The sequence below is a fragment of the Blautia coccoides genome (genome assembly GCF_034355335.1).
GTDB lineage: Bacteria > Bacillota > Clostridia > Lachnospirales > Lachnospiraceae > Blautia > Blautia producta.
In genome coordinates, this window is record NZ_CP136422.1 from 4,130,955 (window position 1) to 4,146,208 (window position 15,254).

13 protein-coding genes and 1 riboswitch are annotated in these 15,254 nt (G+C 47.6%); of the genes, 2 read left to right on the forward strand and 11 right to left on the reverse strand.

Features of this window, described 5'->3' with window-relative positions; genetic code table 11:
• From gltX to BLCOC_RS18625, 6 genes are all read right to left on the reverse strand, one after another.
• Nucleotides 1–1,461: a glutamate--tRNA ligase gene (gene gltX, locus BLCOC_RS18600; protein ID WP_115623019.1), complete on the reverse strand. Its 1,461-nt coding sequence runs from the start codon at nt 1,459–1,461 to the stop codon at nt 1–3.
• Between the two features lie 149 nt (nt 1,462–1,610).
• A complete protein-coding gene (locus tag BLCOC_RS18605) occupies nt 1,611–3,503 on the reverse strand; it encodes a beta-L-arabinofuranosidase domain-containing protein (protein WP_115623020.1) in 1,893 nt (630 codons plus the stop codon).
• Between the two features lie 23 nt (nt 3,504–3,526).
• Entirely contained in the window at nt 3,527–4,159 is a 633-nt protein-coding gene (locus BLCOC_RS18610; protein WP_018596543.1) for a YesL family protein, read from the reverse strand.
• Nucleotides 4,160–4,218: 59 nt separating this feature from the next.
• The gene (locus BLCOC_RS18615) at nt 4,219–5,052 is read right to left on the reverse strand and encodes a carbohydrate ABC transporter permease (protein WP_018596544.1); all 834 of its coding nucleotides are present in this window, start codon (nt 5,050–5,052) and stop codon (nt 4,219–4,221) included.
• Nucleotides 5,053–5,067: 15 nt separating this feature from the next.
• The gene (locus tag BLCOC_RS18620) at nt 5,068–5,961 is read right to left on the reverse strand and encodes a carbohydrate ABC transporter permease (RefSeq protein WP_115623021.1); all 894 of its coding nucleotides are present in this window, start codon (nt 5,959–5,961) and stop codon (nt 5,068–5,070) included.
• Between the two features lie 89 nt (nt 5,962–6,050).
• Nucleotides 6,051–7,409, reverse strand: a complete 1,359-nt coding sequence (locus tag BLCOC_RS18625) for an ABC transporter substrate-binding protein (RefSeq protein ID WP_018596546.1) — start codon at nt 7,407–7,409, stop codon at nt 6,051–6,053.
• A 208-nt stretch (nt 7,410–7,617) separates the two neighbouring features.
• On the opposite strand from BLCOC_RS18625, the gene BLCOC_RS18630 reads away from it, so the two are divergent.
• Together BLCOC_RS18630 and BLCOC_RS18635 are read left to right on the forward strand one after the other, a co-directional pair.
• Nucleotides 7,618–8,025 carry an AraC family ligand binding domain-containing protein gene (locus tag BLCOC_RS18630; protein ID WP_131918255.1) on the forward strand — a complete coding sequence of 136 codons (408 nt, stop codon included), beginning with the start codon at nt 7,618–7,620 and terminating at the stop codon, nt 8,023–8,025.
• Between the two features lie 59 nt (nt 8,026–8,084).
• Nucleotides 8,085–8,519: an AraC family transcriptional regulator gene (locus BLCOC_RS18635; RefSeq protein ID WP_026255599.1), complete on the forward strand. Its 435-nt coding sequence runs from the start codon at nt 8,085–8,087 to the stop codon at nt 8,517–8,519.
• A gap of 81 nt (nt 8,520–8,600) precedes the next feature.
• On the opposite strand, the gene xdhC is transcribed toward BLCOC_RS18635, so the two are convergent.
• The 5 genes from xdhC to BLCOC_RS18660 all read right to left on the reverse strand — a co-directional run bounded on the left by xdhC (nt 8,601) and on the right by BLCOC_RS18660 (nt 15,242).
• Complete coding sequence (xdhC, locus tag BLCOC_RS18640) at nt 8,601–9,089, reverse strand: xanthine dehydrogenase subunit XdhC (protein ID WP_115623023.1); 489 nt, start codon at nt 9,087–9,089, stop codon at nt 8,601–8,603.
• Nucleotides 9,082–9,975 (reverse strand): xanthine dehydrogenase subunit XdhB, encoded by an 894-nt coding sequence (xdhB, locus tag BLCOC_RS18645; protein ID WP_115623024.1) that lies wholly within the window; start codon nt 9,973–9,975, stop codon nt 9,082–9,084. Before xdhB ends, xdhC begins: the two co-directional genes overlap by 8 nt.
• The gene (xdhA, locus tag BLCOC_RS18650) at nt 9,968–12,370 is read right to left on the reverse strand and encodes a xanthine dehydrogenase subunit XdhA (RefSeq protein WP_115623025.1); all 2,403 of its coding nucleotides are present in this window, start codon (nt 12,368–12,370) and stop codon (nt 9,968–9,970) included. Before xdhA ends, xdhB begins: the two co-directional genes overlap by 8 nt.
• A gap of 87 nt (nt 12,371–12,457) precedes the next feature.
• Nucleotides 12,458–13,750 (reverse strand): amidohydrolase family protein, encoded by a 1,293-nt coding sequence (locus BLCOC_RS18655; protein WP_115623026.1) that lies wholly within the window; start codon nt 13,748–13,750, stop codon nt 12,458–12,460.
• 109 nt (nt 13,751–13,859) lie between these two features.
• Nucleotides 13,860–13,957: riboswitch (purine riboswitch) on the reverse strand.
• 103 nt (nt 13,958–14,060) lie between these two features.
• On the reverse strand, nt 14,061–15,242 hold the full coding sequence (locus tag BLCOC_RS18660) for a trimethylamine corrinoid protein 2 (protein ID WP_115623027.1): 1,182 nt from the start codon (nt 15,240–15,242) through the stop codon (nt 14,061–14,063).
• Nucleotides 15,243–15,254 lie beyond the last annotated feature (12 nt).

Consider the following 15,254-nt stretch of genomic DNA (forward strand, 5'->3'; position numbering starts at 1 on the left):
TTATGCCCGGCTCAGTTTTTCCACTGCAGTGTGCAGGCGTTTCATGGATTCCTCTTTTCCCAGCACCTCCAGGATTTCTGTGGCACCTGCAGGTGTCATCTGTTTGCCGGAAAGGGCGGTGCGTATCGGCCAGAGGATCTGTCCGTTTTTATAACCGTTCTCCTTTGCAAAACCGCAGAGCAGGTTATACAGCGCGTCATTTGTATAGTCCTCAAATCCTTCCAGGACAGGAATGATCTTATTCAGAACCTCCAGGGAAATCTCAGGATTGGTTTTCATTTTCTTATGTGTGTACATGGACACATCGTACTCGGGTACTTCCTCAAAGAAATCAATGAGTGCCGGAATATCCGGGAAAACTTCGATTCTTGTTTTCACCATCTGCGCAATTTTCTTCAGGTCCAAATCCTTCTTTACAGCCTCTTTTATGAACGGAACAGCCGTCTCACAGAACTTGTCAAAATCCATGGCTTTGATGTACTCACCATTCATCCATTTCAGCTTTGTCATATCAAACACAGCCGGGGATTTGCTCATGTGATGATAGTCAAACTCTTTTACCAGCTCTTCCAGACTGAAAATTTCCCTGTTGTCCTCTGGGCACCATCCAAGGAGTGCCACATAATTTACAATGGCCTCTGTGAGGAATCCCTGATCCAACAAATCCTCATAGGAAGAGTGGCCGGAACGTTTGCTCAGCTTTTTGTGTTCCTCGTTGGTGATCAATGGACAGTGCACATAAGTGGGAATCTCCCAGCCGAATGCCTCGTAGATCCTGTTATATTTCGGTGAAGAAGAAAGGTATTCATTCCCCCGAACCACATGTGTAATACCCATGAGATGATCGTCGATCACATTTGCAAAGTTGTATGTGGGATATCCGTCGGATTTGATCAGGATCAGATCATCCAGTTCATTGTTGGGCACGGTAATGTCTCCGTAAATATCATCATGGAAGGTTGTGGTCCCCTCTGTGGGCATATTAAAGCGGATCACATGAGGCTCTCCTGCTGCCAGTTTTGCTTCCACCTCTTCCTTATCAAGGTGCAGGCAGTGTTTGTCATAGACTGCAATCTCTTTGCTGTCCTCGCCCACACTTGATTTCAGGGAATCCAGACGCTCTTTTGTACAGAAGCAGTAGTAAGCATCCCCCTGTTCGATCAGTTGTCTGGCATACTTCAGATAAATACCCTGGGCATTTCTCTCACTCTGTACATAGGGACCATAGCCCCCGTCCTTGTCCGGGCCTTCGTCATGGATCAGGCCTGTCTTCGCCAGTGTGCGGTAAATGATCTCCAGTGCGCCGTCCACAAAGCGTTCCTGGTCTGTATCCTCAATACGCAGCATAAAACTTCCGTTCTCATGCTTTGCGATCAGATAGGCATATAAAGCAGTTCTCAAATTTCCCACATGCATTCTTCCTGTGGGGCTGGGGGCAAATCTCGTTCTTACGGTACTCATTATCATCAATCTCCTTATGGGTTATTATTCATCTGGCTGTTCAGCAAGCTTTTCTGAACTCTGAAATGAAATTTCATATACACTTTAAAAAGGGGTAAATGGACATTGGCCAAATACCCCATATCATTGAAATTATACCGTAAGGTTTTCTACTTTTCAAGTGGGGAATCATGATTTTTCCCCTTCAGCGGAAAATAAACCTGATATTCCTCATATCCCACCTGATAGAGCGGAACAAAACGGATGCCTCTGTCCTGCCCCACCGTCTTATATGTGTTCTGCCAGTATGCCCACTCTCTTTCATTGTCAGAAACCAGCACCTGTTTTGGGGCATCCAAATCTGTATAGAGCGTCCGCTCTTCCCTGCACAGCCCTGCAAGCACCACAGGTCCGTCCAGATAAGCCGCCATGTCAGGTCTGCCTGGCAGATGATCCACATGGATCCCTTTGGGAATCTCAACATGGACCGTGTCCTGTTTCCAGACTCTCTTTATCTCAGCAAAACTGCCCTTCTCAGCACGGATCTCAATCACTTCCCCGTTTACAAGGAAGACCGGTGCTCCCTGTGCCCACCAGGGTACTCTGATATAAAGGGAGAATTCCTTTTCCTGCTCTGCCCGTATCTCTAGGTCAAAGACCAGTCGATCCGGATGGAACGGCTGACGGGCCGCGGCTGACGTTATTTTCTGACGCCCGGGAGAATCACTGGAGAGATGTTCACTTCCGCTCAGAGTATTGATCTTCTGCCGCACAGTAACAGTCGTATTCCCAACCGTTCCCACATATTCCGTGTCAAAATACTGGCATACATACAGGCTGTCTGATCCCACATAATACATTCCATTGTTGTGTGCGGCGTTTGCCTGGACCAAAGACCCGTGACAGCAGAAGAAATCCTGTGTCCTGCTGCTCCACGCCTTCTGTCCGCCTGCCCGCAGGGGAAGAAAGTAAGTGAGGAGTCCTTCCTCCGGATACTGTGATTTTCTGCCATGAGTAAAGCTTCCCTGCCAATACCCCTGAGCCATAATGCCGTTATACAGATTTCTTTCCCAGTAATCCATATACAGGGCATCCTTTGTATGGCGGAACAGAAAATCTGCCAGCCGCATCATGTTGTATACCGTACAGTGCTCCTGGTTCTTATCCCCCAGTCTGTAGGCCAAATGCATCTTCGGACTCCATATCTCACCGCAGGTCTGTCCACCTGTTGCATAGGTTCCTCTCTGGGTGACTGCCATTTCCCAATAGGCTTTTACAATTTCCAGCCATTTTTCTTCTCCTGTCACCTCATAGGCCGCCGCTGCCCCCAGGATCTCGGGAATCGTAGTGTTGGCATGCATATTGGTCAGCACATCTTTTCCTTCCAGAAGGCCGTCAAACAGATCACAGCGGTAATACCGCTCCATCAGTTCCCTGAACATACTCTTCTTTGTGATCTTATACAGCAGAACCCATATCTCCAGCATTCCGCCGGTCTCCACATCTAAGATCCCCTGGAACTGCTCCTTTGTATAGCGTCCGCTCCAGTCATAGAACCATTCACCAAAATGTACGGCAATCTCCAGGGCTTTTTCATTTCCGGCCAGCTCATACATATCAAGAAGTCCCATAAAAGTCTTATGTACTGTGTACTGAGGCGCCCAGACACGTTTTTTGTTCCCGATCCAGTAAAAATATTTCTCCGGGATGGAGGCAGCCCATCTGCCGCCGTTTTCCCTCTGGCATTTTTCCAGAATGTCCACGATCTCATCTGCTTTTGCCTTCACCATCCGGTCCCCTGTGGCTTCAAAATGCATGGCCGCTGCTGAAAGCCAGTGACCCAGAAAATGTCCGCGAAGTTCACACAGGGGAGATTCCCATCCCCCATGGATGCCGGACGGCAGTTCTGATGTCTTATAGAGTCCTGCCTCCAGAGTGTAGGGAAGGAGCAGATTCTCATTGTCAAGCTCCAACAGATATTTTTTATTTTCCTCCCGGCGGCGCACCAGCTCCTGATCCTGGATTGTCACCTGGCGGCCTTTTGCCATCGTCAACTTGTCCATACGTCATCTCCCATCTTATTTTTTCACTTCTCTGCATACCATCCGCATTTTTCCGCTTCCGGGGTATAGCGGATCAAAACTTTTTCCATGAAGATGGAGAAAAGAAGGGTTCCCGCCACTGGAAGGCAGAATACAAACAGCGGTATATACCACATGGCTGCCACGCACAGGAGCACAGTCAGAACCATGAGGATCGTATATGGAAAATGCTTCACCATCAGCCCGACCGAGAACCGCAGGACCTCAAAGCATTTCATACTGCATCTGGAAACAACAGGAAACGCATAGCATCCTACAGAAAGCACGACAAATGCCAGACACCCGTAAACGGTTGTGGTAAAGAACCGGAAACTGTCATCTCTGATCGCTGCCGCAAAGACAAAATTCACATAGAACAGCAGCATTCCCAACAGATAGAGAAGCCATATCCCCAGTGCGGGGAAAAAATTCATTTTAAACGCGTGGAAAAATGTCTTTGTCACATATCCTCTGTTTTTTCGGATGGCTTTTACAGAAGTATAATAAAGCGCAGTAGTTGAGGCACCGATGGTGACAATGGGCAGACAACAGATAAACCACAGTGTGCTTAACCATATGATATCGATCACCTTACCGATCCCTGCCATGATTGGTGAATCATATTCCATAAAACTCATAGTATCATCTCCATTTCCATATCTGTGAGCCACGGCTGTTTTGCCACCTCACAGTCACGTCAGTCTTTCATTCCTGACATCATAACACCTTTTACGAAAGCGTCCTGGGCACATAAAAATGCGATCAGTACCGGGAGCACCGCGATCACGGAAGAAGCCATCAGCACCGGCCAGTCTGTGGAATACATGCCCTTCATACTGGCAAGTCCCAGAGGAAGCGTATATTTTCTGGCGTCGTTAATATAAATAAGTGGTGTGAAATAGTCATTCCAAACATTCATAAAACAGAAAATGCACAGTGTGGCAATGGTTGATTTTGCCATGGGGAAGGCGATCCTGAGAAAGGTCACGATCGGATTACACCCGTCAATTTTTGCTGCCTCCACCAATTCGTTGGGAACGGTGATAAAAAACTGCCTCATAAGGAACGTTCCGAAAGCAGACACAGAAGCCGGCAGCATTAAAGACCACAGTGTATTTACCAGTCCGTACATGGACATCTGTAAAAAGTTTGTGATGACCGTTACATGGAACGGAATCATCATGGTTGCCAGATATAAGGTAAATATCTTATCCCTGCCTTTAAAATTCATTTTAGCAAATACATAACCCGCTGTGGCAGATGTAAATACCTGGAAGAACACAACCCAGGCAGAAACCTTCACACTGTTCAGGAAATACGCAAAGTAATCAAATCTGCTGGAAATCTGTGTGTAATTCTCCCACACCAGCCGTTCTCCAAACAAGGTTGGCGGAAATACAAAAACCTCTCCCAGACTTTTAAAGGATGATGAAAGCATCCAGAAAAAGGGAACCAGCATGATCACGGATCCTAAAATAAGAATCAGATGAGCTATTATTTTGCCAATCAGCTTTTTTTTCTTATTATTCATGGTCTGACTCCCCCCTTAATAAATTTCCCGCATGTTCTTTTCCATGCGCATATTGAACACAGTTATGATCATAACTATGAAAAACAGCAGGTACGCGATCGCACAGGCATAACCCAGTTTAAAATACTGGAAGGCGTTCTGATACAAATAATGCACCAAAACAGAAGAAGAACGTCCCGGTCCGCCCTTTGTCATCAGCATTACCTGGTCGAATACCTGGAAAGAACTGATGATGGACATGACGAAAATAAAAAATGTTGTGGGACGCAGCATAGGCACAGTGATATACCTGAACTGCTGCCATTTATTTGCTCCGTCAAGCTCTGATGCCTCGTAATAGCTGGTGGAAATCCCCTGAAGTCCTGACAGAAAAATGATCATATTGTAACCGGCATTTTTCCATATGCCTACAATTGCCAGTGAAACCAACGATGTGGAGGTATTCAACAGCCATTTTGGTCCCTGAATACCAAACAGAGACAAAACATAGTTTAAAATACCGTAATCCGGGTTATAGATCCACTGCCATACAATAGCCACAACAACCATGGATGTGATCGCCGGCAAAAAAAACGCTGCCCTGTAAAATCTTCTGAAACCAATCTCCTGATCCAGCATAACAGCCAGAAGCAGAGAAAAACACATCCCCACCGGCACTGTAATGACTGTATAAATTATGGTATTTTTTGTAACTTCCCAAATGATAGGGTCTTTGAACATGGTTATGTAGTTCTGCAGACCTACAAATTTCGGAGTTGTCAGCATATCATATTTTGTAAAGCTGAGAACCAGAGTTGCCACTACTGGTATCAGCATGAATAACAGAAATCCAATGATATTGGGAGCCAGCATGAACCATGCCCACTTACTGTCATCCTTTAACTTACTTATTTTCTTTGTATTTCCCAATCTTACCCTCCTGTCCCAGGCTGTCCCCTGCCTGCATAAAAATGCATCCTGCACAGCTCACGCAATGCAGGATGCATCGTTTTTACCACTTACTGCTGTAATGCGTCTTGAATTGCCTCATCGATCCTGGTATCCATATTCTGTAATGTGGTGTCAATATCCTGATCCTGCTTAAAGTACATATCTGTCTCTTCGGCAATGATATCTCTGGCCTGTGAGGTCAACTGCAGCGCTGTAGGATCAACAGCGGCATCTCTGAAATATGTAAGCATCTTTTTGTAGCTGTCCCCATGGACTTTTTCATCATACCACTGTGCCACTGCGTCATCTTCATACATAGAATACCTGTTTGGCATCCACAGTCCGCTCTTAACCAACGCGCCCTGATAATCCATTCCTGACAGGAACTGAAGGAACTGCCAAGCTTCATCCTTATGTTTACTGGTTTCTGCGATACAGTGCAGATGAGCTTGTCCTGTGGTAAGCACTTTTCCGTAAGAGGGAAGAGGTGCCATGCCAATATTCATGTCAGAAGCCGCCAATTCCTGAAGAGACCAAGAACCGTCTACCAGCATAGCCACTTTACCTGTCTGGAGCATCTGTTTTGCGGACATTCCTACCGCATCCAGTGTGGAAGCGTCAGGAGCGGAGCCGTCTTCGGTACGGATCGCTTTGATGATCTCAAACACTTCTTTGTTCTCCGGGGAATTCATTGTGCTCTTGGTATAATCCTCGTTATATCTGGTTCCCCCGTTTGAGAGAAGCTGTGCATTCAAGGTATCTGCCACTGTTTCCAGTCCATACACACCATAGATATCATCTGATGTCAGCTTTTTCGCAACATCCCTGAATTCATCAATAGTCCAGCAGTTCTCCGGATCTGCACTCGGATAATCAATTCCTTTTTGGTCAAATACATCCTTATTATAATAAACGATCGGAGATACTGTACAAGAAGAGATACCGTAAACATGTCCATCCACTTCCATGATCTGACGGGAAGAATCTATGAAATCATCCAGAGGATAATTCTCGTCAAACTGATCTGTAATATCCCACAATGCCCCTTTGGAAACAATGGCACGGTAACTCTCCGCTGATACAAACATAACATCCGGCAAAGACCCCGCCGCCGCCGATGAAAGCAGCTTTGCATTGTATTCAGAACCGGCAAGTCCAGGTGTATAATTCACCTTTATATTTGGATTTTCTTTTTCAAATGCCGCAATACCATCCTTCACTGCCTGGGTCTCCAGAGGGGATGCCTCCCATCCCATAAAGGTAAGCTGTACGACTCCGTCTTTTGATTCTTCCCCGGAATCGGAAGAAGAATCGGTACTGCCTGTATCACCAGAACCATCCGGTCTGGACGGCGCACCACAGCCTGTTACGGCAGTTGCAGCCATTGTTGCGGCGAGAACAAACGCCATGATCTGTCTCTTTTTCATTTAATAAACCCTCCTGATCTATCATCCTTATTATGAGTTGCGCGCTGCTTGCAAGCACTTTTTATTTGATGACATTATGTTACCATATCAGAATTTCCAAACAACGTACAATACACAAGAAAAAGTGGTCATTTCCAATTATTTGTTATTTTCCTTGTCCGAAGTCTGTCTTTTTGTGATACTATAAAGCAAGACAGGAGGGAATACCATGCTATATTTCATATCCGATGCCAGCAAGCCTGTAGAATATATCTCCTGCGGCAACCTGGCCAGCAAAGATGGCTTTATACATCCCAAAAGAAATATTGATTCTTTTGTCCTGATCATTGTGATAAAAGGAACATTGCACATAACCCAAAATATGACGAATTATGATGTCAAAGAGAATGAATTTATCCTCCTCTTTCCTGATACACTCCACTACGGGTATCGTCCCACAGAAGGTGAACTCTCCTATTATTGGGTTCATTTCTATGTGAGGGATCCCGATTATTCCATCTACAATCGCGGAAGCCTCCTGAGAAACCGCCCCATATTTAAAGCCTCTACCAACATTACTTCTACCCCCCCCCCCGGGAAAATTTTCTGCTTCCCGAATACGGGGAGTTATCTGTAGAAAAGCGTTCCAGGCTTCTTTTTGTACAGCTTCTTGATATTGCAAAAAGAGAAAATTATATGGCCACCTGGAGATGCCATTATGCTCTGAACCTGCTCCTCATGGAAGTTACCGACGAGTCATTTCAGATCAACCGTTTTCTGGATTCCACTGTTCCTATTCATGTTCTGGATGTAATGGAGTGGATCCGCACCCACTATGACCAGCCCCTCAGCGTGGCTTCAATAGCAGAACAGTTTGGGTATCATCCCACCTATCTGACCAATATTTTCAAGAAATACACCGGTTATCCCATCCTCACCTATGTAAATCGGACACGGATCGCTGTTGCCAAAAACCTGCTCACCAACCGGACACTGTCTATCTACCGGATCGCAGATATGTGTGGATTTTCGGATGAAAAATATTTTATGAAACTGTTTAAGCGCTATGAAGGCATCACACCTACCCAATACAGAAAGGCTTTCCATCAGAAAAAAGTCAATCTTACCTGATGGATATAAGCATAAAAAAGCATAAAAAACGGGACACGCTGCCGGTGCGCAGACGTGTCCCGCTGATCTGTTCTTATTCTGTTATTCCCGGTTCACCGTCCGGTAAGTCTCCTCCACGATCCTCTCCATTGCATTCAGAATATTCTCGTACCCCGTACAGCGGCACAGATGCCCGGAGATCAGCTTTTTCAGCTCTTCCCTGCTGTATCTCTTTCCTGTTCCCACGATTTCCACAGCGCTCATGATCAGGCCCGGTGTGCAGAAACCGCACTGGACTGCTGCCTCCTCCACAAAGGCCTTCTGGATTGGAGAAAGTTCTCCGTTTTTGCCCTTTAATCCCTCCACGGTCATGATATGTTTTCCCTCTGCCCACATGGTCAGATAAATACACGAATCGATGGCTTCTCCGTCCACCAAAACGGTGCAGGCACCGCATTCCCCAACCTCACAGCCGCGTTTCACACTGGTAAGACCCAGGCGGTTTCTCAGGGTATCCAAAAGGGCCTCCCTGTCATCCACTGCCAGTTCTGTCTCTTTGCCATTGACTGTCATGGTTATGATCTTAAGCATCCGACTCACCTCCCTCTGCTTTTTTTATGGCTTCCTCTGTGGTCCGCACGGACAGCTCACGTACAAGCTGAAGACGGAATTCCCGGGATGCGCGCCAGCTTGAGCGCGGCGTTACTTCAGAGGCTGCCCCTTCACGAATTCTTTCATACAATCCAGGGTCTGTTATGTCCATGCCTGCTGCCGTTTTTTCCGTCTGATAGCAGCGTATAGGAGTAGGCGCAGCTACGCCGAATCCCAGCCGGAGTTCCTCAATCTTTCTCTTATCCCGGCTCAGCTTTACATGTACCGCGCAGCCAAGAGTGGCGATCTCCATTGCATTTCTTTTTCCGTATTTTGTATAATGCCCGTAAAATCCTTCATAATTGTCCCTGGTGATCTTTATGGCGGTAAGGATTTCCGCGTGTTTCCTGCAGGTCCGGCCCGGGCCTGTGTAAAACTCTGTTATGGGCACTTCCCGAATGCCCTCTTTTCCTGTCAACTCCAGCACCGCGTTCAAAGTAAACAGTGCAGCCGCGCTGTCCGCGCTTGTCACACCATTACAGACATTTCCTCCGATGGTTCCTATATTCCGTATCTGGGGGCCTCCTACCTGGTCCACTGCCCACCCAAGCGCCGGAATGTGCCTTTGGATCACAGGGTCATAGGTTATGTGGGAAAACGTCGTGGCAGGCCCTATCACAATGGTGCCGTCCGATTCCATCCTGACACCTGTAAGCGAAGGAATCCCATGTATACTCACTAGAGAACAGCCCGCAAGTTTTCCCTCTCTTATTTTGATCAGCACATCACTTCCGCCTGAGATCACAACAGCGTCCTTATCTGCCTCCAGCGCTCTCACAGCATCCTGTACATCACTGGCCTGATAATATTTCTCAATATCATACATGTGATCCGCCCCCTTCCAAATCCTCATTTTTTCTTCCGATCAATCCCTCTTTTATAAAGCGCTCCACAAGCTTCTGAGGTGACAGAGGCAGGGAATCAAAAGCGACCCCGGTGGCGTTGAGCACAGCGTTTCTGATAGCCGGGGCCACAGGAATGGCCGGCGGCTCACCGAGGGCTTTGTTTCCGAAAGGACCAGTAGGATCCTCAAGTTCCACAAAATCCGTATGCAGATTAGGTGTATCCATAGCTGTGGGTATCTTATAGTCCAGAAGGTTGGCATTCAGCGGCCTTCCTGTCTTCTCATCCACCAGCAGCTCCTCACTCAGAGCATAGCCGATCCCCATACTCATTCCCCCGTGTACCTGCGCTCTGGCAAGGGCCGGATTCATCAGTTTCCCGCTGTCGTGTACATTGATGATATCCAGTATCCTGATCTTACCAACCGGTATATCCACCTCAACCTCCACAAAACAAACACCTGAGGCAAAGGAATTTTCCTTGCAGTGGCTGGTAGTCTCAGCCGTGATATGCACCGATTTCTCCAAACTGTACAGTGCCTCCTCCGCGAGGGCCGCAAGTGAGAGCCAAACCTCCCCGGAGGCTTTGTCTATTATCTGGTTTTCTTTGATATCCAGTCTCTTCCATGCAGAAGTCTGCCCACATGCTTCCAGAGCTTCAGGATCTGCCGCTTTGTTTGATGTTATCTCTTCCTCTGACAGCTTCAGCTTAAATGCCGCATATTCCAGAATTTTCTGTTTGAACAGTTCCCCTGTCTTCTTGACGGCTTTTCCGCTCACATAGGTCTGCCGGGACGCGTAGGCTCCTGTATCAAAAGGTGTGGTATCCGTATCCTGTACGGTCTCAATATGTACCCGGTCCTCAGTTATGCCGGTTATCTCTGCCGCCATCTGGGTAAACACCGTGTCAGCTCCCTGACCTATCTCTGTTGCCCCCATAAAGAGCTGCATGGAGCCGTCCTGGTTCAATACCATTCGGCAGGATGAGGTCTCTAGGGAAATGGGGTAAACTCCTGTTTTATAGTTGAATATGGCCATGCCGACGCCCCTTCTCACAGGCCCGGACTGGTTCTCATATGCCTTTCTCTTTTCCTCCCAGCGGATGTGTTCCCTGCCCTTTTCTATACAGGCCTTCAGCCCATAGGAATGGAAAGCGATGCCCAGATGAGGGTCTTTATAACCCTCCTTCACACAATTTTTCAGCCGGAATTCCAGAGTATCCATGCCCACAGCGCAGGCCAGATCATCCGTCACACACTCTGTCACAAAATCTCCCTGGGGGATTCCGTATCCCCGCATGGCTCCGCCTGTCATGAGATTGGTGTAAACCGTGTAGCTGTCAGATTCCAGAACCTTCTCATCCTGATAAAGCTGCTTGAAAATATTGGCTGCATTGGCGGCAATGGCGTGAGCATGGGAGGCGTAAGCGCCCTGGTTAGAGTATGCCTCATACTTTCTCGCCACCAGTGTGCCGTCTTTTCTGACTGCCCCCTTGATCTTCCAGGTAAACGCATGGCGTACGCGGGTACAGCCAAGAGTCTCTTCTCTGGACAGCTCCAGTCTGACACCGCGGCCGCCTGCCTGGGTACATAAAAATGCGTTCAAAGGCTCATACAGCACATCCTGCTTGTTTCCGAAGCCTCCTCCTATATATGGCTTGATAACCCTGATCTGCCCAATGGGAATCCCAAGAGCCTGACTGACCACCCGCCTCACAATATGAGGGATCTGGGTGGATGTCACAATGACAATCCTCCCCTTCTCCATATAAGCATAGGAGACAGGCACCTCAATATGGCAGTGCTGAACCGGCTGTGTCCTGTATTCCTTCTCAATGACAGTCAGCCCTTCTTCTTTTACAGCCTCCTCAAAACTTCCCTCTCCCAGCACAAAGCCGGTATGCGCGATCACATTTCCCGGTTTTTCCTCGTGCAGAAGAGGCGCATCTTCTTTCATGGATTCCTGAGGATCCAGGATCACCGGGTACTCTTCATACTCCACTTTGATCTTATCCGCAGCCCGCTTGGCGGCAATATCATCCTCCGCGATCACAGCTGCGATATCATCCCCGTACATGCGGACCCGCCGGTTCAAAAGCTTTCTGTCCTTAATATCCTGATGTGCCTTTTCCACTGACCAGGGGTGCCCCGGCGTAGGAAACTGGATATCCGGCACATCGAAGCAGGTGACGATCTTCACCACTCCCGGAACCTTTAAGGCTTCCTCCAAATCAAAGCTTTTCACCCATCCGTTCGCAATGGTGCTGTGCACCACTTTTGCTGTATACAAATTCTGCGGCATTAAATCCGCTGTGTACTTCGCCTGTCCTGTGACCTTTTCCCAGGCGTCCACACGATTTATTGAACTGCCAACTCCCATACATCATCCCTCTTTTCCTTCGGTGAACAGCAATGCCTGTTCCATACCGCGTAAACTGAAAAATAAGTTCTATACAGCTTATTGCATTTAGAAAATCCTTCTCCCTGCCACATATTTTCCGGTCATATCCCTGTCATCTGAAAGATATACCACACGTTCCAGACGTTCCTTCAGGGTCAGCTCCCTGGGTGTCTTCAATCTTGTGTCATCTACAACTACCGCGTCAAATTCATATCCTTTTTCAAAGCTTCCCACCTGTCCGAAGAAAGCTCCCCCGCCCTTGGTTCCCATATAAAACACTTCATCCACTGTGAGCGGTTTTTGCGTTTCATCTTCCAGACGCCAGCGGAGCTTAGAGGCCTGCACTGCCCCCACCATCACCTGAAACAGGGAGAGCACATGACCGCCGGCAATATCGCTTCCCAGACCCACATGGATCCCCTCTTCCAGATACCTACGAATCGGTGCCACACCGGAAGACAAGTCCGTATTGGAATGAGGACAATGTGCCGCGAAGACTCCGTTTTTCTTCATCAGGCCTATCTCCTCCTCTGTGGGATGTACACAGTGTGCCATGACTGCCGGATAAGTTCCCCCGAACATACCAAACTGCTCATAGGCATCCCCGTAAAAGGCTGACCAGGGGCAAAGCTCCTTCACCCATGCGATCTCCCCTTTATTTTCAGAGAGATGTGACTGAATGGGAAGGTCATATTCCCTGCGTATCCCGCTCAGCATTTCCATAAGACGATCTGAACAGCTTGGGATAAACCGGGGTGTGAGGATCGGCCTGATATTTTTATACCTTCCGCCCACTTCCTTAAGCCACAGAAGGGTATCTTCTGCAGAGCGTTCTGCGCTTTCCTCACAGAGATAGTCCGGTGCGTTCCGATCCATATTTACTTTTCCCACCATTGCTTTCAGACCTGTCTCCTCCAGCATATCCATCAAAAGAACGGTTGCCGGCACATGACGCGTGGCGAAGATACACGCCCTGGTCGTTGCGCTTTTTTTCAGATCCTCTGTAAAAATATGGTATGCCTTCCCGGCATATTCCATATCCCCATACTTCCCTTCCTCGGGAAAGGTCCTGGTCTCCAGCCACTCCAGAAGTTCCATATCCATGCCCAGGCCTGTAAACGCATACTGGGGCGCATGCAGATGCAGATCCACCAGACCGGGCAGGATCAGAGCGTCTTTGTAGTCTGTCAGAGGATAATCTTTAAATTCCTCTGGCAGTTTTTCAAACACCCCCTGGCAGATTCCGTCTCTGCATACCAGATAGGCATTCGGAACGGTTCTGAGCGTCTCTGCGGTCTCACTATAGCAGATATTTCCCTTCAATATAAAGGTACCTGCCCTGTTTTCTTCTTTTCTCATGTTCTTCCTCCTATGCAAGGAGCGATCGGCTGAATCCGGCGCCTGTTATCTTCTATACAGAATTATTTTAAAAATAAAAAACCAGCCACCGAAACCAGACTGCAAAGCCCCCAATTATCAGGGGACTTATAGTCAGCTATTTCGGTAGCTGGTAGAAACGTTCAACCCGCATTATGAACATATATAAGTCCTGTTTTTCACCGTATTACTACAGCGAATTACTATCATTAGTATAGTATACACAGATTGAAAAGTCAATATTCGTAAAACAAAGATTCGTGAAACCAAGATTCTCAAATCCCGCGTCAGGCTATTTGCCGAATGTGCCTTCCACATCGCTCCAGTGCTCATCCGCGTAAGCCAGCAATGTATGTGCCTGTTCCATGGACATTTCAGGGAAAAGGAGGAAAAGGCTGTGGGAACCGTATTTCTGCACGATCCTGTCTACATTTTTGATCCAGTCCTCAAACTCTCCGGAATAGACCTTGATCCACAAGGATTTTCCCGCTGCTCTGGCCTTATCATAAATCACGTCCCAGTCCTCCAGGGTTCCGTCCGGGCCTGCATCCCCGCTGGTCCACTGAAGTGCACGGATTCCTTCCACCTCTAAAACGGCGTCCAGATGTTTGATGGCATCCGGTCCATCCAGATGATAGAGGACCTGATCAGCCTTTGCCGCCTGGCTTCTCAGAGGTTCCAGAATGAAATCCCTGAAGTTTGTGGGAGACATCATGGCTGAAAAATCACATTGCAGCTTGACTGTCCGGCCCGGACCCCAGATCTGGAATACCGTGTAGGCATTGCCTCCCTGGGAATCTTTGATGACATCATAAAATCTGTCATAATATTCATAATAGATTTTCTCTATCTGCTTTACTCTCTCCTCAATGATTTCCGGTTCGTCTATCATATCGTACAGGATATCCTGTGCGCCCCGCAGAGAGGCCAGAACATCTATGTTTTCCATTAAATCCGGCATGTCGATCAGAAAATCATCCCCAACCAGTTCTTTACACCGCTTTACAAATTCCAGATGCTTCTGGAACCATTTGCTGTCCGGGTCAAATCTGAATTCCGGAACCTCCTCCCAGTCCTCCAGACAGGGCTTGAACCAAACGGTATCCTCTTTAAATCCAATGTCGGAACCCAGATAGGCAGCCAGGGAACCGGGGCCGAAATCCACATCCAGATTCGGAAAGCTTTCCCCTAAAAATTCATGGGTTTCACAGAACTGACGGTATCTGGCAACCACTCTGTCCGCATCCAGATATTTGTCATCCATATCCTTCCACTTTAATTCTTCAGGAAGATTATAATATTTGCCCTGGCAGATCACATCACGGCATCCGCCCTCCACCGGTTTTCCCTCCGAGTACGGTTCGATCTCCGGCTTTCTTGCGATCACACACATGAGAGGCCTTCCCGTGTTCTGCTGTTTCCAGTAATTTTTAAATTTCTCCTGTGTCTGCTCCCAGTTTTTCTTATACATCATAGCTCTTTCCTC